This is a genomic window from Paenibacillus typhae, assembly GCF_900099765.1.
GTDB lineage: Bacteria > Bacillota > Bacilli > Paenibacillales > Paenibacillaceae > Paenibacillus_AQ > Paenibacillus_AQ typhae.
The window spans coordinates 24,663-42,776 of record NZ_FNDX01000050.1 but is presented as its reverse complement, the minus strand read 5'-3'; the positions used below and the strand labels follow the sequence as shown (position 1 = coordinate 42,776).

The following is an 18,114-nucleotide window of genomic DNA, read 5'->3' as shown; positions in this document are numbered from 1 at the left end:
GAGCATGCGCTTAAGATCGTTCGCGGAGCATGTAGAATGGCTCAATCCGAAGATTCAAGGATGGAGAAATTATTACTACACGAACTACAGCCAAAAGAGATTAGCGAAACTGGATTGGTATATTCTGCAACGCTTAACCCGGTGGTACGCAAAGAAGAGACAACGCGGGAGATGGATAAGTTCACGATCTGAGGTTAAGTATATGGCCAATAGGTATGGACTAAAAACGCTATTGTGATCTGCATGCACATGAATGACGAACATCGGAAAGCCGTATGAGGGAAAACCTCACGTACGGTTTGATGAGGAGGGGCTGGTTTAAACCCAGCCCTTTACTCTAGTCTAACTGGAATAATTTCCTGCTTTTCTGACCAGACTGGAATACAGTACCTGTGAGTTGAAGGTAATGTTCAGGAGGGGAACTATTTTGAGAAAAATACGTATATTGACGCTTGTGCTGTGTATGGCTGTTTCTGTACTGGGAGCGGCTGCGGGAGCATCGGCAGAGGAAAAAGCAAAAAGTACCGGCAATACCGCTGCTGCTGATCTCGCCCCGAATGCGCGTTCTGCCATCCTGATGGATGCGGGCACCGGCACTATCATTTATGAAAAGAACAGTCACGACAAGCTGCCGCCGGCCAGTATTACCAAAATCATGACAATGCTCCTGACGGTAGAGGCGTTGGATGAAGGAAGGCTGCAGCTGACCGACATGGTGCGGACCAGTGAATATGCCGCTTCGATGGGCGGTTCGCAAATCTTTCTGGAGCCGGGCGAAGAAATGAGCGTTGACGAGATGCTCAAGGGCATCGCGATGGCTTCCGGCAATGATGCCTCCGTGGCGATGGCAGAGAAGATTGCCGGGTCGGAGAGCGCTTTTGTCGACATGATGAACAGCAAGGCAGAGGAGCTCGGCCTGAAGGACACCCATTTTGCCAACTGTAACGGGCTGCCTGCGGAGAACCACTATTCTTCCGCCCACGACATCGCCGTTATCAGCCGCGAGCTGCTGAAGCATGAACGGATTATCAAATATACCGGCTCCTACCAGGACTATCTGCGCAAGGATACCGAGAAGCCGTTCTGGCTGGTTAACACGAACAAGCTGGTGCGCTTCTATACCGGCGCTGACGGCCTCAAGACCGGATATACGTCTGAAGCCAAGTTCTGCCTCTCGGCCACTGCGTCCAGAGACGGGCTGCGCGCCGTTGCCGTGGTGCTGGGTGAACCGAACACCAAGACCCGCAACAGCGAGGTGTCGGGCATGTTCGACTACCTTTTTTCCCAGTACAAGGTGCACACGATCTATAAACCCGGAGATGCCATCGGCACCCTGAAGATTGAAAAAGGCGTGAAAAAAGAGCTGCCGATTACCGCCAAGGAAACGTACAGCGTGCTGCTCAAAAAAGGCGTGACCCAGGAAGGCATCCGCAACGAAGTGGTGCTGCAGAAAGACATCAAGGCGCCCGTTGCCGCAGATCAGAGCATCGGCAAGCTGGTCGTCTACCAGGGAACGAATGTCATCAAGGAATATGAGCTGAAGGCGGGCGAGGCTGTACCGAAGGCCGGCTTCTGGAAGCTGTTCAAACGTACAGCGGGCTCGCTGTTTACGATTGATTAATAGCTTGGATTTTGTAGATTCCCCCTGTGACTTCTGTAGATTCATGGGGGTTTTCTTCTAGTTTTGTCGTGAGGCAGGAATCACTCTTTGCCGTGTAGAAAACCTTGTCCTTGTAGGGGAAAGAAGTCGTTACAGGGTGGTTTGAAAGCAACGAAGAGGAGAGTGGCAAGTATGAATTCCCATGTGGAGATGGAGCATCACCGGGGCGTGCTGATTGTCCGTTTGTATGGAGAGCTGGATCATCATGCAGCCGATTATGTTCGGATGGAAATGGATGAAGCCATTATGCGGGGCCAGGTCGAGCATCTGATTCTCAGCCTGAAGGAGCTGCAGTTCATGGACAGCTCAGGTCTCGGTGTTATTCTTGGAAGGTACAAGCTAATCCGCAGCAAGGGCGGCAAAATGGCGGTCTGCGATGCCACCGCACCTGTGAAGCGGCTGCTGGAAATGTCGGGCCTGTTCAAAATCATGTCCCTATATGACGACGAGAGTGCTGCACTCTCGGATTTGGAGGTTGCGTTATGACAAAGAATGAAGCTGCTAACTTCATGAGTGTCCAGTTTGCCGCCCTCTCGGAGAACGAATCGTTCGCGCGCGTGGTGGTTGCGGCCTTCGTCTCACGGCTTGATCCGACCATGGATGAACTGAATGACCTGAAGACGGTCGTATCGGAAGCGGTCACCAACTGCATCATCCACGGCTATGACAGCAATCCGGAAGGGATTGTCAGCATCTCGGCGAGAATCGAGCACGAAACCGTACATTTGACCATTGAGGATCAGGGTAACGGGATTGAGGACCTGGAGCTGGCACAGCAGCCGCTGTATACGTCCAAGCCGGAGCTGGAGCGGTCGGGAATGGGCTTTACGATTATGGAGAACTTCATGGATGCCTTCGAAGTGACCAGCGAGCCGGGCCGGGGCACCTCCATTTCCATGAAGAAAACAATCGTCTCCAAAAAAGCTTTATACAATTAGGGGTTGGAGCCATGGAAGCAGAATCAAAAAAAGCTCCGCCGACCTATTTGGACGATGCGGAGGTCAAACGTCTTATCGCGCTCAGTCAGGCCGGGGATAATCTGGCCCGCGACACGCTCGTAAGCTGCAACATCCGGCTCGTCTGGTCGGTGGTGCAGCGGTTTATGAACCGCGGATACGAGCCGGATGATTTGTTTCAGATCGGTTGTATCGGACTGCTCAAGTCCGTCGACAAATTCGACCTCAGCTATGAGGTCAAATTCTCTACCTATGCCGTGCCGATGATCATCGGCGAGATCCAGCGCTTCCTGCGCGACGACGGGACCCTGAAGGTCAGCCGCTCCCTCAAGGAGATGGCCAACAAGGTGCGCAAGATGAAGGACGAGATGTCCAAAACGCTGGACCGCCTGCCGACCATCGGCGAGGTTGCCGAGGCACTTGGTGTAACACCGGAAGAAATCGTGTTTGCCCAGGAGGCGAACAAGCCGCCGACCTCGATCCACGAGACCGTCTTCGAGAACGACGGCGACCCGATCACCCTGATCGACCAGATCGCCGACGAGACGCAGGAGCGCTGGTTCGACAAGCTCGCGCTGAGCGAAGCCATCGGCGCGCTCACCGAGCGTGAGCGCCTGATCGTCTACCTGCGCTACTACCGCGACCAGACCCAGTCCGAAGTCGCCAGCCGCCTCGGCATCTCGCAGGTGCAGGTGTCGAGGCTGGAGAAGAAGATCCTCGCGAACATCCGGGAGCAGATTGCCCAGTAGGCGGGGCATGGAGCGTAACGGGGTGGGAGCCGACAGGAAAAAATGTAAAAGTGGCATGTGAATGCAGGGTTGGGGCAGTGCGTTCAGGTGAGTCTAGTGCTTGTAACAACGATAATTCGAGTTGTAACGACAGGAAATACGGTATCCGGATTTGGTAGAGTGTGAGCTACCAGCAGGGGATAGGCTAAGACGCTTAAGTGATCAGCGCGTAAGTGTTAAGTCTAAAGGCAAACTGCAACTGCAAGCTGAATGAAGCAAGGTTTGGGATTTCTGTGACGGGTGCAGTATACGGTATGGTTTAAGCCGCCTCGGGAGGGGCGGTTTTTTTTGCTTTTTGGGAGCTTGATGGAGGATCAGGAATACTGCCTTTAAGGAGGATGATCAGCAAAAGGAAGGGAAAATACATTTCTTGTTGAAAAAAGTATGAAGAAAAAGAGAATTGATGAGGTGAAAGAATGACTTCTTTAATAAGGTTTATTGAAACGGGTACACTTGGTGAGATTACAATAGGAATGGAGAGGAAGGCTTTAGAACGTTTATTGGGAAAGCCGCAGGCCATCTCTTTATCCAAGAAACCAACCATTGTGAAATACGGTTCATTACAATTTTCATTTACTAGCGACAAAACAACTGAAAAACTTGTTTCCATACACATATACTTTGATGAAGTTATGGAAATTCCGGAGCAATTACTGCTTGAAGGGTGGCTACCAAATAAAAGTACAAGTCTAAAGGAGTTTGTTGGGGAAACTGAAATTTCTAATGTCAGATTTATAGAAGATAAAAAGCACACTATCAAGAATCTTCAAATAGGGCTCAAGTCAGAAGCAAACGTAATCATAATATTTATTCTTGAAGAAGGAATAGAAAAACTTAATAGCATACATTTAAGTAAACATTAATCCCCGAATGAATTGTCGGATTTTAAAAATTAAAAAAGTACCCGATAGATTTATAGATTTATCGGAGCAAATTTTAATGATCGGGTTACTACTAATAGTGTCGTACGAGGGTGAGTAAATTGTGGTAAGAGACGCCTGGGGAGGGGCGTTTTTTTTGCTTTTGGAATGAAGAGAATGGAGTTAAAGCTACCGGTTACACGCCTGGTACCTGATTCCACGCTGCATCCGCACTGATTTGACTGCTCCAGTAGCTGAAGAAGGTGCCGGAGACTGCTAACGGACCGTACAGCCCTTATTTTTACTCTGGACCACTATTCAGATTTCTAACGGACCCCAGCGCCGTTATTTCCTCCCAAACAGACGTTTTTGGCGTAAATCACCGCTGATAAGAGCATCTGAGTCCATTAGAGCTATATTATTTGCAGATACAGTATTATGATTCAAGTATTGGCAGTAAATTAACTGTGGAGTCGGTGTTAATGAATGAAAAATCAGAAGAATTTATGAGAAAAATGTTAGAGCTCTTACCGTCAACTGAGGCTACGTATAGAGAATCCATTACGTTACACGATGAGGTACTAGAAACTGTCATAATCGAGGACATCTTCATGCCTGAAATAATAAAATTGTTAAAAGAGGAGAGGAACATCAATCTGTTAGAAATCATTTTTGAATTTTTTGAAGGAATATCCAATGATGAAGATGCTCACTTAATAAACGTTTTTTCAGTTACCGTGTTAGAAATTCTCGGAAATGACAAGTTGATTTTAGAAACTGCGCGGAAATACATGGGAACTAAGACGTATCAGCTTCAAATAGAAGCTGATAAAGCATTAGGCAGAATCTAGCAGCGTTAATCCGTAAGCGAGAGTGACTCATTACACTGAAAATTTAAACTGTTGGATTGTGGACGAATGTAAGCAAACGTTGGGTAAATAAACTTGCAGGAGGCTTAAAATTGCTACTGAACAAACTAATGAAGAGCTATATAAAAGGTATTAATAAAAGCGATCACATCCAGCAAGTCGCACCCACTTGGTGTTCGTTCACACTATGGGAGGATTGTGTATTACTTGAGAACAGTCTAAAGAATGTAACCTTACCGGAGAGTTTTAGCGCGATGCGTTACGATGACCGGACATCTATAGAAGCAGATTTCAACCATCTCCATATGAATACACTATTTACGCAGGAAGTAACGCCGGTATCTTTATTACAATCAGCGCTGAGCCTATTAAATGAATGGGAGCGAAAACTAAAAGCAGAGTATCCTGAAAGAAGTTTTCATTTAATATTGTCGTACGATGGTGATGATGTTGTGGTAAGGTTTTACGGCTTAAGAGAATCTGAGTTACCATGGATAGATATTGATAATTTGGAGAATTACAAACTGGAAGGTGTGCTGGTGAAGATTATTTAAAGGAAGGTTGAACAGAACAATTCAGATGCATCGGTGTTAGGCGAGGGGAAGATAAGTGCAGCGAAGAAGGTTGCTTTGGGGGTGGATTATGATAAATATAATGAACAGGCGGATTTGGAATAAACAGAGGCGCATAAGGAAGGAAACGGAAACTAAAATAATCTCACTGCTTAAAGAACTGAACTACAAAGAAATAATAATCAATAATACCGTCGTTTATACATCTGAAGGAAAGTATTTAAAGCTAACCTTTATTAGGGGATTAAAATCATACGTTTTAGAACACGCAGACGGTTATGACGAAGCTGAGAAGAATCTTTTTGAAGATGGTGATTTGTTTCCGTTAACAATGAATGAAGCGGAGCTGCTATGTAAGATGCGTGATGAAATTATTAACTTATAATCGGACGTTGATCATGAGGTGATAAGATGCCACATCACAACTTAAATCTGTTTTGCAAAATTTATTTGGATACTGACCTTGATAGAGCTATTGTATTATCTGATATTAGCCGAGCTATTGGTGGCCAACCGGGGCCGTATTCGAGTTTAGTCCATGGTATTTGTGACCTCGATGTTATAAGAAATGATGATTTTAACGAACAAAAAAGGAAAGTACTCCCTGACGGATTTTTGTTCTCAAAATATTTAATTGAAATTGAACCGAGTAAAGGTATTCGCACAGAAACATATATTACTACAATATCACGCCTGCTCGAAAGGTTATGGGAAAGAGGTTATAAAGCAGTGGCCTCGTGTGATTTTGAAGAGTTGTTGCTTAATAAAGGCGGATACAACCAACTACAAGAATGAATGCATTCAACAACTTCCCGGAGGAACCCATATGCTGATGAACTTCAAAGACCTTGGCAGTTATCGACGTGCCCGAGTTTGGCTGGATGAACCTCCGTTTGAGGCCTACCCAGCGAGGGAGAGAGTCGAGCGCACCTTTCCCTTGATAAACTATACATGTACAAAACAATGCACGCTCACAGTAGAGCTTGTACTAGCTGCCCGGATGGTTAGCAATTACGCCTGTATAGTTATTACCTATTTTCCGTCTGATGCTGGCGAACTGGTGGTTCAAGCCGGGATCGGCTGCAACGATGATGAGATCATTGAAGATGTAATTGCTTTACAGCCAGAAGTAGTCAGACGCGGAATTCCGGAGGAGTATATTGTTGCAATGTTCGATGAAATACATACGTTATCTAAAGATCCCGCTATTCTCCTGCCATCAGGAACGATAGGAATTTATACCGGGGCTCACGGGGAAGTGGGATCAAGTCCGGTCAGCTTCCGGCAGACAATGAGTGTGCTTTTGCGGCTTATAACACTGGAAAATAAAACTCCTGAGTCAGTGCGAGAGACTATTGTAGATGAGCTCGGCAGAATGAGTCAAAGGAGGAGGGAGACATAGTAAAGATACATACATTAGCTAACGAAAATCCAATTACCGTAAATGCAGATTCACTTGTTGAAGCAAATTTAGATGGCTATGATTTGCACAGGGCAATTTTGAACAATTGTGATTTGAGGAGAGCGAGTTTCCGTAAAGCAATTTTAAGAAATGCTGATCTAGGCGGCACCAATCTTTCACAAGCGGATCTTAGCGGGGCCGCACTGATTATGTGTGAAATGAGCAATACGGTCTTGGATGGTGCCAAACTAATAAATGCAGCATGCCTCTACGCTATCTTTAAAAATGCAAGTTTGATAAAAGCAGATTTAACTGGCGCAAATGTTAGAGATGCTGATTTTCAGGGAGCGGTGCTGTTTGGCACTGTACTCAGATGTAGCGGGTTAGATCGTGCGAACCTGCGAGAAGCTTTTTTCGATGAATCGACTATTTGGCCTGAGGGATTTAACCCGTTGCAGCAAGGTGCTATTTATAAAAAGAACTTATAATGAGCCGGATCAGCTGCATGAACTAATGCAGGAGTGTGTTGATTTTATCAGAATGAGGCTGGAAACAGAACGGAAAAATTAGATGTGTCATAACAGAGCAGTGTTTTCCTTAATTGGAGAAACGCTGCTCTTTTTCTGCATACTTATCCCCATTCCCCATAATCTGACTACAAATACGAACAAGAGAAGGGTTATCCTGTATGGATGTTGAAATTATTTACAATGAATCTTTTATTTGAATAAATTAGGAACCGTGGAGGCGGAGAGGATGAGCACATTTACGGCAAACTTTATATACGCACAGGCTGATGACGAGAATGATGTTCTAATGATAGGCTTCGCTGACGACCAATATGAGCCCCAAGAGTATATTCTCCTCCAAAAAACAATGCATCCCGATGAACAGGACCTGGCGCTGGGCTTTGATAAAATCCATATTACTTACAGAGATGAATCTCAGTCGCAATACGGCGGAATCGAAAAGGTGCTGCTAAAACCTGACTCAATCGAATTTTGCCTGGACGAAACGGCTGCTGAGGTATTGGAATGTGAAACAGCTATGGTGCGGGTTCATTTTGATCCGGGGGCACTTAAATTAGAAGAGCGTAGAGTACTTTTTAAGCAGATGTTTGGAGAACTGCTTGAAATAAACGCTGAAGCAGGGCTGACATGATCTACTTTCTGTACGATTCAGACGGGCAAAAATGGTATTTTGAAGCAGATGACGAAGGCGTAGTCTATAGACAAATGCTTTTGGAAGAGGGCAAGGCGAGTCGGATTTCTAATGTGAAAAAAGATGAGTTTTTCCTGGCAGAGCATAAATTGGCTTTAGATGATCCTGAACTTGGGCCCATCCCCAAAGCCACATTCGAGGCAATCTGGGACGAACTGATCAAGGAGCAGCTGCCGGATTGGCTCGAAACCAAACGTACCTTTCCACGGGGCACCAAAGTGATTGGCTACTTAGAAGTGTTTTATCCGCATGGAGTTATTGTAAGCATTCCAGATACTAAAGCCCTTGGACTTGCCGGTTATGACGAATGTGCTGCACATGCCGGTCACCGCAGTATTCATAAAGGCTTGTTAGTTGAAGCAACGGTCAGCGGATATGATGAGGTTCATTTTTGGCTTTTATTGGAGGAGCCGCGTGTATGGGGATTTAGAGAGGAGTATAGTATGTCAGACCAATCAGCAGCTAGTAAAGAGCTGACACTAGTCTATAAAACGTTACACCGCTCATTTCCTTATCAGGATTCAGCACGCTTGAAGGAGGATTTTGCAGAAGCTTTTGCACAATTAAAAGAGGGATGGTTCGACGGAGAATTCAGTGAATATTGTTCGTTAATCGCCGGAACGGTCAGTTATGTTATGCATAACTCGATTGCTGAGATTCCTGAGAGGCAGCGTGCTTTGTTACAAAAAAGCTTTTTTGAGCGCTATCCGGCATATGCTTTTATCCAGCCAAGATTGTCAGATTATCCGACGATTTCAGCAAATCTGGAGGATCATGAGCGTGCCAGGGGGATGCTGCTTAGTCTAATACACGATATTGATGGTGGGACCTAACCGATTCGAATAAAAGGAGGCAGAGAAAGTGAATATAAAAGTTCACACGATGCAAAAGCTGCTCTCATTAAGTGTCATACTTGTTCTGCTTATCGGTATTTCACTGTACTCCGGGTATTCTTCAAGCCAAGCCGAAATAAGCTATCGGACCGATATTAAACCGATCAGCGAGCGTTTCCCAAATCTGACAGGCATCGATAAAGTTTATTGGAGCGGAAGCACCATCGGCGGTGATTTTGGGCCGACTAATTATGTGCTGCGGGGCTATGTGTTTTTGAGCCAGGCTGCCGCTGCAGCGCTTAAACAGGACTATGTCTGGGAGAACGAGCTGATCATTCCTAAACTTCAGTATGATTTTAAAGGCAGGCTTCAGCATTGGAGCAGCAGCGATGATTTTGATGCCTATATTAAGAGTTCCAGCTACACGGGCCATTTTTATTTTGACCAGAAGCAGAATGTACTTTATTTCGATGTGGAGCGGTAATATCATGAGGTACAGTTTACACATAGTTAGGAATATCGGAGGTGTAGGGAATTAAGGAGAGACTTAAATATTACGTTCCGGTGTATTTATTCGGATATTGCATATCCATATGGGGCACGGGCGTTCCTCAATGGTATTACCTGCTTCCGGTTAAACTGATCCCGTTATGCTTTATGATGATTGCAGGAAACTGCTTATATCATATCACTGTTAAAAAAATGCCTCTATACGCTGTTAAGCTCCTTATCTTAAAATACGTATTTATATCCATGCTGCTTCTGTTTACTTTTGCTTTGTTTTATCAGCTTCTGTTGACCTATTCAATTGATATATCTCCAATAATTGGAGTGTAGGTCATTATTATTAGTCTTTGCGCAAAAATAACTCATAAGAGGAAGATAATGAAGTTATATAACCTTCTAAAAGTATCTGCAGCATTAGTAACTATCTGTTTATGCACATCCTTTGGATTGATTACTGAGAGCATTCATATCAGAAAAATAAATGAAAATAACTATTCATTAGAACGTGTCTGAAAACTAAAAATTATGGGAAGATTTGAGAAAAACGAATGGAGCAGCAAACATGAGTCAAAGACGGTACGAAATAAGCGATGAACAGTGGGATCAAATTAAGGATATGTTTCCACCCTACACCACAGGACGTCCGTCAAAATTAAATGAACGAACCATGTTTAACGCTTTTCTATGGATCGCTCGAAGTGGCGCTGCCTGGCGCGATCTACCGGAAGAACGCTATGGTTCATGGAAAACGGTGTACAGTCGCTTCTGCAAGTGGCGGGATAGCGGACTGCTTGTTGCGATCTTCCAAGCCCTTCAGGTCGAACCTGATTTTGAGAACCTGAGCATTGATTCGACATCGGTCAAAGCCCATCAACACAGTGCCGGTGCAAAAAAAACGCAGACGGACACGAAGTAAATCAGCACATCGGCGTCAGCCGTGGCGGCAAGACAACCAAACTGCACACTATCGTCGATGGATTAGGAAACCCTCTGACTTTTCTTCTAACGGGAGGTCAAGTCTATGATTGCGTTCCAGCGATCGAATTGCTCCAGGAGCTAGATATTACGGGAAGTCATATTCTTGGCGACAAAGCCTATGGCTCCGAAGCGATTCGGAATTGGATTACAGCTAAACAAGCATCCTACACCATCCCGCCTAAAGCGAATAGTCAAAACCCATGGAACGTCGATTGGTATCGGTATAAAGAACGCCACTTAGTGGAGTGCTTTTTCAATAAAATCAAACACTTTCGCCGTGTGGCTACTCGCTACGATAAACTAGCCAAGTCATTCTTGGCATTTGTATACGTGGCTTCCATTTTTAAATTGACTCAATGAAGAGTTTTCAGACACGACCTAGTACTTTTTAATAAAACACACCAACCCATTTTTGAAGCAGAATACCCGGTAGAACCGACGGCCGAGCTTCTGGGCTCCCATTTGATTCAGATTACACAAAGTCTGGGCAATCCTAACCGCTATGTGTTTTATTTTGATACAGAGAATATGCGGATTTCAGATGTTTACTATAATCCGATTCTGACTGAGGATACTAATATTTTGTATGTAGATGATGAACGAAGATTGATCTATCAAGATATCTTTGATACCTCTGAAATGTACAGGGAATTCATTAGGGATTTCTCTTTGACGGCTGTTGATTCGAATGCAGTGTATCAGGCGGATATCGTAAATAACACTCTGCATATTAAATATTTTGAAGGACCGGATCTAGCAGAAAGGGAGGAAGAAATACCGCTGTGAAAAAAGCATTCATCACCTTCAGCGGGATTGTCCTGACTCTTTTCTTGCTAACTGCCTGTCAATCCAATCCACAACCGGCCGAAGAGGTGCGGATGAGCCTGAGCGATGTCAACAAGCTGCTGGATGAACACAAAATGATTTTTAAAGAAGCAAGTGCTGCGAACCCCGCCGCAATCATCAGCCAAACTGCGACTGCACAAGTCACCTTTATTTTCCCTCTTACCTACCAGACCCTGCATGTGTACGAGTTTGAGAATGCGCAGGAATTGGCCGATGAGCGGGAGGCTTTGCTTGAACGGTTTGAAGAAGCTTATTTTGACGCAGAGGTTGTGGAGATCGTACATAATAATGTGTACATGGTCACAGCTAAAGATTTAGGGGAAGAGGAGTCGGAGCTGGAGCGGCAGGTTAGGGAGATTTTTGAAGGAGAGAAGTAAGGGAGGCGTGTATGGACGAAACGATTCTAACACAAGGCTGACCGGATTGATCCGGAGCATCTAGCCGGGTTAGAGAACCTCTTTTCCGGAAAAACATTTCGCAAAGAAGCAGCTGCTTTAAGATGCAGGAAGATTAACACTACCTCCCGCGATGCAACCCCATGACCCCGGTTCACCCTGCCCCCGTTCCGTTCGCTTGCAAACTCTTTTGCCCATCCCATTCCATATGCTACATTTATTCAACACAAGGTAACCTTTTAGCCCCTAAACGGCACTTATAGATAAGAACATGTGAAAAGAGGTCCGTCAGGCATGGAAACGCGGTGGATTGAGGAAGCTCAGCAAGGGGATACGGAAGCGTTCGGGCGGCTGGTGGCGCATTTTCGCGGGATGGCGTTTGCAGTGGCGTATGACAGGCTGAGGGATACGCATCTGGCGGAGGATGCCGTGCAGGAGGCGTTTCTGGAAGCCTATACGCATATCGGCAGGCTTGAACAGCCGGCTGCTTTTCCGGGATGGTTCAAGACGATTGTTGTCAGACAGTGCCAGCGGGTGCTGCGGCGTAAACGGTATGCCAGTCTTCCACTGGAAGAGGCAGCCCATCTTACGGACGGGTCACAGACGGTAGCTGAGCTTGCCGAGCAAAAAGAGGGCGCACGGATTATCCAGCAATCGGTGGCTGAACTGAGTGACCGGCTGCGGGTGCCGCTGCAGCTCTTCTATTTCTACGGCTACTCTCTGCCGGAAATCTCCGCTTACCTGGACATCCCGCAATCCGCGCTCAAAAAGCGGCTCTTCGATGCCCGGCGCAAGCTCCGCGGAGCGCTGCCTGTCATCGACCTGGCTTCGGTGTTCAACAGCTTATATGAAGGAGGCAGGAATATGCTGCATATTGTGAACGGAGATAGTGTGGGGAATATGCTGAAACAGGGCATCGTACAGGGGGATGTGCTGGTCTGGAGGGAAGTGTATTCGGCCGGGCCGAATTTTGTGAATCCTGCAGGTGAACAGGAGCGTGCCTTCCGCGCCAAAATACTCGAACAGTCCATGGGCATCCCGTCAGCGGAATATATGGCAGGCTGTGCGGAGCAGGAGAAGAGACTACAGGATTACAGCCGCTATGAGGAAGTGGTGCTGTGGTTCGAGCATGATCTGTTTGACCAGAGCATGCTGGCCTATCTGCTGCACTGGTTCAAGGGCAAAAGTCTTGGCCGGACGAGACTCAGCCTGCTCTGCATCGGGGAATTTCCCGGAATAGAGCTGTTTCACGGGCTGGGCCAGCTGACTCCGGAGCAGCTCAGCACGTTGAATGGAACATGGCGGAGCATCGGGCCTAAGGAACTGGAGCTGGGCAGTGAGCTATGGCAAGCCTATGCCGCTTCTTCCCCTGAGCCGATGGCCGATCTGCTTGAGCTGAGAAAAGAAGAGCTGCAGGCATCTGCTCTCCCTTTTGCCTATGCAGCATTCCAGGCCCATCTGTCGCGCCTGCCTTCGGTGAAGAACGGACTGGGCATAGTGGAGCAGACAACCTTGCTCAAGATGCGATGCGGAGCTGACACTCCAATGAAGCTGTTCCGGCAGGTGACCGATGAGCTGCATGTGCTCGGAATGGGCGATCTGGAATACTGGCTTTATCTGCGGGGGATGGTTCAAGGAGCAAATCCGCTAATTCAAATTGCCGGTGCGGAGGCTGCGGACAATTGGGATTTCCGGCAGGTGCCGGATTTTCTGAACCGCAAAGTAACAGCTACAACGCTGGGCGAACAGGTGCTGGACGGTATAGAGGACCGGGTAGCTGCGCAGGGGCTTGATGTGTGGTACGGCGGACTGCATCTGCATGGCCATTCGGTACCTTGGCGGTGGGACAGCCTGGCGCAAAGACCCGTGTGCATGTAGCTTTTGATGGTATAATAAGGTTCTGATAATGACTGGGAAGGAGTGGAAGATCATCAGAACCTTAGTGATCAGCGATATTCATGGCTGTTACCGGGAATTTAACGCGCTTTTGCGAAAAGCGGGCTATAACCCGGAGCGGGACAAGCTGGTGCTAATCGGCGATTATGTGGACCGGGGGCCGAATAGCAAGGCCATAGTGGATCAGGTGATGTCCCTCCACGCGGAATATGGAGCTGTGGTCCTGAAGGGTAACCACGACAAAATGGCCTGTGATGCGCTGCTAAGTGACGATGAGGACAAGCTCGACCTGCACTGGCTGAACAACGGCGGATTTTATACGCTCGCTAGCTACGTAGGGGCAGATGCGGATTTTGTGCAGCAGGATCTGGGCTGGGCGGAGTATATCCGGATCAAGCACTGGATCAGGCAGGCGTACAAGCATCATCTGGATTTTTTGAGCTCACTGCCGCTGTATCATGAGACGGAGGACCATCTGTTTGTGCACGCGGGAATCGACCCGGCGCTGACGGACTGGAGGACGCAGAGGGAGTATGATTTTATCTGGATCAGGGAGCCGTTCTACAATCATCCGGTAACGAATACCGGCAAAACCGTTGTGTTCGGCCACACCCCAACCTTACAGTTCCAGGACGAGCCCGGCATATGGTTCAGTTCGCATGGCGACAAAATCGGTATCGACGGCGGCTGTGCTTACGGAGAGCAGATGAACTGCCTGGAGATTGGTGAGGAAGGGTATAAGAACCACAGTGTGCGGCTGGGTGAGAGCGGTTGAGCAAGGGTAACGCGATATCCATTAACAAGGAGATGAACATGGACAACCAGGTAACCGGCAATATTACATATTTCAGTGTGCTAAAGATCTGCTACAGGATCTACGGAGTCTATTTATTCGTATCGGGATTTCTGGATCTAATAAGTTATGGAGCATATTTCATTAATCTTGAGGTGTTTCTTCAGCTGCTGGTAATGGCAAAAATAGAAGATTTGATTACAGCAGTACTTACTTTGTTGAGCGGTATTGTTATAGTGGTGCTTAGCGGGAAATTAAGCGCAAGGATTGCAGATAAGCAGCAGGAGCTCTCACTGGCAGCGGAGCAGCTTCAGCATATCGTGTATTATGCGCTGCATTTCGTGCTGACTTTGGTGCTGGTTCCTTTAACCGTCTATATTTTGGCCGGAATAGCGGTTCTTTTTTACGGGGCAGCCGAAGGATTGGATTGGAGTCAAATCACTATAATTGTCATGATGCTTATCTTATGGTGCTTTTTGATTCTGGCAAAGAAAAGCTGCCGCAGGCTTGTACGGTTCTTCATGAAGTAAGCTTGCAACCAATAAACGGAGGTCATGCTGATGAAAAAAATACTGTCCCGCATCGGGCTCGGACTGCTGGTTCTGCTCATCGTATCCATCGGGGTCTGCTTTTATATCGGTGCATTTACATATGCCTTCAGGCTTATGATACTGCTGCTGTTTGTGTTTGGCGGCATGGGTGCCATTTATAAATTGAAGAATGACGAATATATGTATAACGGATATACAGGCAGCAGACGCAGTGACAGGGATGAATACGAAGAATATACACGGTAACGGACTGTACATGACAGACGGAGCAGGGGCAGGCCGATGGTCTGCCCGGGCCACGGCGTACATAGAATGGTAGAAATCATCATCTACTCTGCTGCAGCAGGAGGCTTGCGTATGGATGAGAAGATCCGGGCTCTTATGGAGTCCGTTGATGCACTTGTAACCGATATCATGGAGCCGCTGCGCCGGAAAATAATCAATGAGCCCGCCTTTGCCAGGCTCTATGCCGCGCTTGAGGAAGTAGAGCTAGTAATCAGGGAGCAGCAGCAGATTGACAGGCAATTGGCAGCACAGCTGTTTCTGGTCTACTCGCAGCTGGTCACCCAGTCCAATTATGTGTATGATAAAAGCCCCTTTGTCCCGCATATCGGCAAACTGCAGGGGATGATCCGCAAAATATTCGGCGGCGCTCTGCAAAATGTATAAGGCCCGCGCTTTACAGTGCCCCATTGTCCTCTCTGCGGCAGAGAACAATGGGGCTTGTTCGTATGCAGAGCAGCAGAAGAAACGCTGGCAATAGATTTTTTTGGGAGGACATTTGGATTTGTCCATTGCCAAACCATGGCAATCTATCTTACAATACAATACTATAATGATAATGAGAATCAATTTCAAGAGAATGGGTGAGAGGGTAATGAATCAACAGGCAACTGCCGGACAAGGGCAGACCCGGACTGCGGATCCTGTGAAGTTTCGTTCACGCCCGTGGGCGGCAACGCTGATTTTGATATGCGGTTTGATTGCCCTGGTATTCGGCATTGCCGTTTCGGTGTCATTTGGAGCGGCGGATATCAGGCTGTCCGTGGTATGGACCGCTGTATTTCATTTTAATCCGGATCTGACAGATCATCAGATTATCCGCGAGCTGCGGATGCCCCGTGTGCTCGGCGCTGCGATGGTCGGTGCAAGCTTTGCCGTTGCTGGCGCTATTATGCAGGGGATGACCCGTAATCCGCTTGCGGACTCGGGGCTTATGGGGATTAACTCCGGAGCCGGATTCGCGCTGGCGGTATGTTTTGTTTTTTTCCCGCACCTTCCGTTTATGTATCTGATTCTGTATTCCTTTATTGGCGCAGGCATGGGGGCGGGAATTGTCTATGGGATTGGCTCCCTATCCAGGGGCGGGCTGACTCCAGCCAGGCTGGTGCTGGCCGGCGCGGCCTTCAGTGCGCTGCTATCCGCGCTCAGTGAAGGGATCGCGTTATATTTTAACATCGGACAAGACCTGGCCTTCTGGTATGCCGGAGGGGTAGCCGGAACGAAATGGTTCCAGCTCAAGATTATGCTTCCTTGGATCGGCGCAGCGATGATCGGTGCAATCGTCCTGTCCAGATCAATCTCTATGCTTAGTCTCGGTGAAGATGTCGCCAGAGGGCTTGGACAGCGTACAGGGCTGGTCAAGCTGGCAGGGGCATTAATCGTGCTGATTCTGGCGGGGGCTTCGGTATCGGTCGTCGGGGCAGTGGGCTTCATTGGCCTGATTATCCCCCATCTGACGCGTTATCTGGTCGGGGTGGATTACAAGTGGATTATTCCCTGCTCGGCAGTGCTCGGCAGTCTGCTGGCGATATTTGCCGATCTGACGGCACGAATGATTATTCCCAAGCATGAGACCCCATTCGGTGCCATAATCGCCCTGATCGGCGTACCTTTCTTCCTGTATCTGGCCCGCAAGGAAAGAAGGGAGCTGTAGTCATGCAGAGAACAACAACCGTACCCTCCTACGAATCCGCCAGACGCAGGCGCGGGCTGACGATTCTGTCAGCGATAGCTGTACTTATTCTTATTGCCTTTATTATTAGTGTGAACACAGGATACATACGATTAACACCGCTGGAGCTGCTGAATACGATGCTGGGCAAGGGGACGGACAAGCAGGAGCTGATTCTGTTTGATTTCCGGCTGCCGCGGATTGTCATCTCGCTGCTGATCGGAGCAGGGCTGGCTGTTTCCGGTGCGGTTATGCAGGGCGTCTTCCGCAACGACCTGGCTGATCCCGGCATTCTCGGCATCAATGCCGGAGCTGGTCTCATGGTCATGCTGATGGTTTCCTTTTATCCGACGACCAATGCGGCTCCGGTATATTTTCTCCCGGTCATTGCGTTTGCCGGAGCCGGTCTGACTGCCGCCCTGATCTATTCGCTGGCCTACAAGCGGCATGAGGGGATCAAGCCGATCCGTCTGCTGCTGACCGGTGTTGCCGTTGCCGCCGGAATCAGCGCCGCGATGATTGTACTCACGCTGCGCCTTGATCCAGAGAAATACCAGTTTGTTGCGACCTGGCTGGCGGGCAGCATCTGGGGCACCAGCTGGAAGTTTGTATTGTCCCTGCTGCCCTGGATTGTCATTCTGGTACCTTACGTCATCTACAAGGCACGGGTAATGAATGTGCTCAACCTGGGTGAGCAGACAGCGGTCGGCCTGGGAGCTAACGTCAATAAAGAGCAGTTCAAGCTGCTGGCCGCCGCCGTGGGTCTGGCTGCCGCCAGCGTTGCCGTCAGCGGAGGGATCGGCTTCGTCGGCCTCGTCGGGCCGCATCTGGCGCGCCGCCTGGTCGGCCCCAAGCATCAGCTGATGCTGCCCGCCTCAGCTCTGCTGGGCGCTCTGCTGGTGATTACGGCCGATACGCTCGGCCGCTGGATCCTGCAGCCGTCGGAGATACCGACCGGCATCGTAGTCGCCGTCATCGGCGCACCTTATTTTTTGTATCTGTTGGCACGTACGAAGTCATAGGCTGCTCGGCC

Annotated in this window: 25 protein-coding genes; all 25 read left to right on the top strand. The window is 48.1% G+C overall.

What is annotated here, in order from left to right:
* Positions 1 to 4 precede the first annotated feature (4 nt).
* The 25 genes from BLR64_RS26035 to BLR64_RS25915 all read left to right on the top strand — a co-directional run bounded on the left by BLR64_RS26035 (position 5) and on the right by BLR64_RS25915 (position 18,103).
* A complete protein-coding gene (locus tag BLR64_RS26035; protein WP_090718575.1) occupies positions 5 to 238 on the top strand; it encodes a group II intron maturase-specific domain-containing protein in 234 nt (77 codons plus the stop codon).
* 168 nt (positions 239 to 406) lie between these two features.
* Positions 407 to 1,621, top strand: a complete 1,215-nt coding sequence (locus BLR64_RS26030) for a D-alanyl-D-alanine carboxypeptidase family protein (protein WP_415841192.1) — start codon at positions 407 to 409, stop codon at positions 1,619 to 1,621.
* A gap of 171 nt (positions 1,622 to 1,792) precedes the next feature.
* A complete protein-coding gene (gene spoIIAA, locus BLR64_RS26025; protein ID WP_090719102.1) occupies positions 1,793 to 2,146 on the top strand; it encodes an anti-sigma F factor antagonist in 354 nt (117 codons plus the stop codon).
* On the top strand, positions 2,143 to 2,598 hold the full coding sequence (gene spoIIAB, locus BLR64_RS26020) for an anti-sigma F factor (RefSeq protein ID WP_090719100.1): 456 nt from the start codon (positions 2,143 to 2,145) through the stop codon (positions 2,596 to 2,598). The genes spoIIAA and spoIIAB overlap by 4 nt, the downstream gene beginning before the upstream one ends.
* Positions 2,599 to 2,609: 11 nt before the next feature.
* Positions 2,610 to 3,365, top strand: coding sequence for an RNA polymerase sporulation sigma factor SigF (sigF, locus tag BLR64_RS26015; RefSeq protein WP_090719098.1), 756 nt, complete (start codon positions 2,610 to 2,612; stop codon positions 3,363 to 3,365).
* A gap of 455 nt (positions 3,366 to 3,820) precedes the next feature.
* The gene (locus tag BLR64_RS26010) at positions 3,821 to 4,267 is read left to right on the top strand and encodes a hypothetical protein (RefSeq protein ID WP_090719095.1); all 447 of its coding nucleotides are present in this window, start codon (positions 3,821 to 3,823) and stop codon (positions 4,265 to 4,267) included.
* Between the two features lie 479 nt (positions 4,268 to 4,746).
* Positions 4,747 to 5,115: a DUF7674 family protein gene (locus BLR64_RS26005; protein WP_090719093.1), complete on the top strand. Its 369-nt coding sequence runs from the start codon at positions 4,747 to 4,749 to the stop codon at positions 5,113 to 5,115.
* 110 nt (positions 5,116 to 5,225) lie between these two features.
* Positions 5,226 to 5,687: a hypothetical protein gene (locus BLR64_RS26000; RefSeq protein WP_090719091.1), complete on the top strand. Its 462-nt coding sequence runs from the start codon at positions 5,226 to 5,228 to the stop codon at positions 5,685 to 5,687.
* An 88-nt stretch (positions 5,688 to 5,775) separates the two neighbouring features.
* Positions 5,776 to 6,090 carry a hypothetical protein gene (locus tag BLR64_RS25995; RefSeq protein WP_090719089.1) on the top strand — a complete coding sequence of 105 codons (315 nt, stop codon included), beginning with the start codon at positions 5,776 to 5,778 and terminating at the stop codon, positions 6,088 to 6,090.
* A gap of 26 nt (positions 6,091 to 6,116) precedes the next feature.
* Positions 6,117 to 6,500, top strand: a complete 384-nt coding sequence (locus tag BLR64_RS25990) for a 1,4-dihydroxy-6-naphthoate synthase (RefSeq protein WP_090719087.1) — start codon at positions 6,117 to 6,119, stop codon at positions 6,498 to 6,500.
* Between the two features lie 31 nt (positions 6,501 to 6,531).
* Positions 6,532 to 7,107 carry a hypothetical protein gene (locus tag BLR64_RS25985; RefSeq protein WP_090719086.1) on the top strand — a complete coding sequence of 192 codons (576 nt, stop codon included), beginning with the start codon at positions 6,532 to 6,534 and terminating at the stop codon, positions 7,105 to 7,107.
* On the top strand, positions 7,104 to 7,595 hold the full coding sequence (locus tag BLR64_RS25980; protein ID WP_090719085.1) for a pentapeptide repeat-containing protein: 492 nt from the start codon (positions 7,104 to 7,106) through the stop codon (positions 7,593 to 7,595). Before BLR64_RS25985 ends, BLR64_RS25980 begins: the two co-directional genes overlap by 4 nt.
* A 268-nt stretch (positions 7,596 to 7,863) precedes the next feature.
* Positions 7,864 to 8,268: an Imm10 family immunity protein gene (locus tag BLR64_RS25975; RefSeq protein WP_090719083.1), complete on the top strand. Its 405-nt coding sequence runs from the start codon at positions 7,864 to 7,866 to the stop codon at positions 8,266 to 8,268.
* On the top strand, positions 8,265 to 9,161 hold the full coding sequence (locus BLR64_RS25970) for a YxiJ family protein (RefSeq protein WP_090719081.1): 897 nt from the start codon (positions 8,265 to 8,267) through the stop codon (positions 9,159 to 9,161). The genes BLR64_RS25975 and BLR64_RS25970 overlap by 4 nt, the downstream gene beginning before the upstream one ends.
* Positions 9,162 to 9,189: 28 nt before the next feature.
* Complete coding sequence (locus BLR64_RS25965) at positions 9,190 to 9,645, top strand: hypothetical protein (protein ID WP_090719079.1); 456 nt, start codon at positions 9,190 to 9,192, stop codon at positions 9,643 to 9,645.
* A gap of 585 nt (positions 9,646 to 10,230) precedes the next feature.
* Positions 10,231 to 11,006, top strand: a protein-coding gene (locus BLR64_RS25960; protein WP_090719077.1) for an IS5 family transposase whose coding sequence is annotated in 2 segments (ribosomal slippage) — positions 10,231 to 10,555 and positions 10,555 to 11,006 — 777 coding nt in all. Because the reading frame shifts where the segments join, the coding sequence is not laid out codon by codon here.
* 102 nt (positions 11,007 to 11,108) lie between these two features.
* Complete coding sequence (locus BLR64_RS25955; protein ID WP_090719075.1) at positions 11,109 to 11,432, top strand: hypothetical protein; 324 nt, start codon at positions 11,109 to 11,111, stop codon at positions 11,430 to 11,432.
* A complete protein-coding gene (locus tag BLR64_RS25950; RefSeq protein WP_090719073.1) occupies positions 11,429 to 11,869 on the top strand; it encodes a hypothetical protein in 441 nt (146 codons plus the stop codon). The genes BLR64_RS25955 and BLR64_RS25950 overlap by 4 nt, the downstream gene beginning before the upstream one ends.
* Positions 11,870 to 12,181: 312 nt before the next feature.
* Entirely contained in the window at positions 12,182 to 13,765 is a 1,584-nt protein-coding gene (locus BLR64_RS25945; RefSeq protein ID WP_090719071.1) for a sigma-70 family RNA polymerase sigma factor, read from the top strand.
* Positions 13,766 to 13,793: 28 nt separating this feature from the next.
* A complete protein-coding gene (locus BLR64_RS25940; protein WP_090719069.1) occupies positions 13,794 to 14,558 on the top strand; it encodes a metallophosphoesterase family protein in 765 nt (254 codons plus the stop codon).
* A gap of 38 nt (positions 14,559 to 14,596) precedes the next feature.
* On the top strand, positions 14,597 to 15,106 hold the full coding sequence (locus BLR64_RS25935) for a hypothetical protein (RefSeq protein ID WP_090719067.1): 510 nt from the start codon (positions 14,597 to 14,599) through the stop codon (positions 15,104 to 15,106).
* Between the two features lie 30 nt (positions 15,107 to 15,136).
* Entirely contained in the window at positions 15,137 to 15,373 is a 237-nt protein-coding gene (locus BLR64_RS25930; protein WP_090719065.1) for a hypothetical protein, read from the top strand.
* Between the two features lie 111 nt (positions 15,374 to 15,484).
* Positions 15,485 to 15,796 (top strand): hypothetical protein, encoded by a 312-nt coding sequence (locus BLR64_RS25925; protein WP_090719063.1) that lies wholly within the window; start codon positions 15,485 to 15,487, stop codon positions 15,794 to 15,796.
* Positions 15,797 to 16,004: 208 nt separating this feature from the next.
* Positions 16,005 to 17,063, top strand: a complete 1,059-nt coding sequence (locus BLR64_RS25920) for a FecCD family ABC transporter permease (RefSeq protein WP_208607236.1) — start codon at positions 16,005 to 16,007, stop codon at positions 17,061 to 17,063.
* Between the two features lie 2 nt (positions 17,064 to 17,065).
* Positions 17,066 to 18,103: a FecCD family ABC transporter permease gene (locus BLR64_RS25915; protein ID WP_090719059.1), complete on the top strand. Its 1,038-nt coding sequence runs from the start codon at positions 17,066 to 17,068 to the stop codon at positions 18,101 to 18,103.
* Positions 18,104 to 18,114: the final 11 nt, after the last annotated feature.

Bases quoted from the DNA above. Each gene is read 5' to 3' on its own strand.
- BLR64_RS25940 (WP_090719069.1), top strand. From the start codon at position 13,794: ATGACTGGGAAGGAGTGGAAGATCATCAGAACCTTAGTGATCAGCGAT.
- BLR64_RS25990 (WP_090719087.1), top strand. From the start codon at position 6,117: ATGCCACATCACAACTTAAATCTGTTTTGCAAAATTTATTTGGATACT.
- BLR64_RS25985 (WP_090719086.1), top strand. From the start codon at position 6,532: ATGCTGATGAACTTCAAAGACCTTGGCAGTTATCGACGTGCCCGAGTT.
- BLR64_RS25970 (WP_090719081.1), top strand. From the start codon at position 8,265: ATGATCTACTTTCTGTACGATTCAGACGGGCAAAAATGGTATTTTGAA.
- spoIIAA (WP_090719102.1), top strand. From the start codon at position 1,793: ATGAATTCCCATGTGGAGATGGAGCATCACCGGGGCGTGCTGATTGTC.
- BLR64_RS26035 (WP_090718575.1), top strand. From the start codon at position 5: ATGCGCTTAAGATCGTTCGCGGAGCATGTAGAATGGCTCAATCCGAAG.
- BLR64_RS25975 (WP_090719083.1), top strand. From the start codon at position 7,864: ATGAGCACATTTACGGCAAACTTTATATACGCACAGGCTGATGACGAG.
- BLR64_RS25930 (WP_090719065.1), top strand. From the start codon at position 15,137: ATGAAAAAAATACTGTCCCGCATCGGGCTCGGACTGCTGGTTCTGCTC.
- BLR64_RS25925 (WP_090719063.1), top strand. From the start codon at position 15,485: ATGGATGAGAAGATCCGGGCTCTTATGGAGTCCGTTGATGCACTTGTA.
- BLR64_RS25945 (WP_090719071.1), top strand. From the start codon at position 12,182: ATGGAAACGCGGTGGATTGAGGAAGCTCAGCAAGGGGATACGGAAGCG.
- BLR64_RS26005 (WP_090719093.1), top strand. From the start codon at position 4,747: ATGAATGAAAAATCAGAAGAATTTATGAGAAAAATGTTAGAGCTCTTA.
- sigF (WP_090719098.1), top strand. From the start codon at position 2,610: ATGGAAGCAGAATCAAAAAAAGCTCCGCCGACCTATTTGGACGATGCG.
- BLR64_RS26030 (WP_415841192.1), top strand. From the start codon at position 407: ATGTTCAGGAGGGGAACTATTTTGAGAAAAATACGTATATTGACGCTT.
- BLR64_RS26010 (WP_090719095.1), top strand. From the start codon at position 3,821: ATGACTTCTTTAATAAGGTTTATTGAAACGGGTACACTTGGTGAGATT.
- BLR64_RS25995 (WP_090719089.1), top strand. From the start codon at position 5,776: ATGATAAATATAATGAACAGGCGGATTTGGAATAAACAGAGGCGCATA.
- BLR64_RS25920 (WP_208607236.1), top strand. From the start codon at position 16,005: ATGAATCAACAGGCAACTGCCGGACAAGGGCAGACCCGGACTGCGGAT.
- spoIIAB (WP_090719100.1), top strand. From the start codon at position 2,143: ATGACAAAGAATGAAGCTGCTAACTTCATGAGTGTCCAGTTTGCCGCC.
- BLR64_RS25915 (WP_090719059.1), top strand. From the start codon at position 17,066: ATGCAGAGAACAACAACCGTACCCTCCTACGAATCCGCCAGACGCAGG.
- BLR64_RS25935 (WP_090719067.1), top strand. From the start codon at position 14,597: ATGGACAACCAGGTAACCGGCAATATTACATATTTCAGTGTGCTAAAG.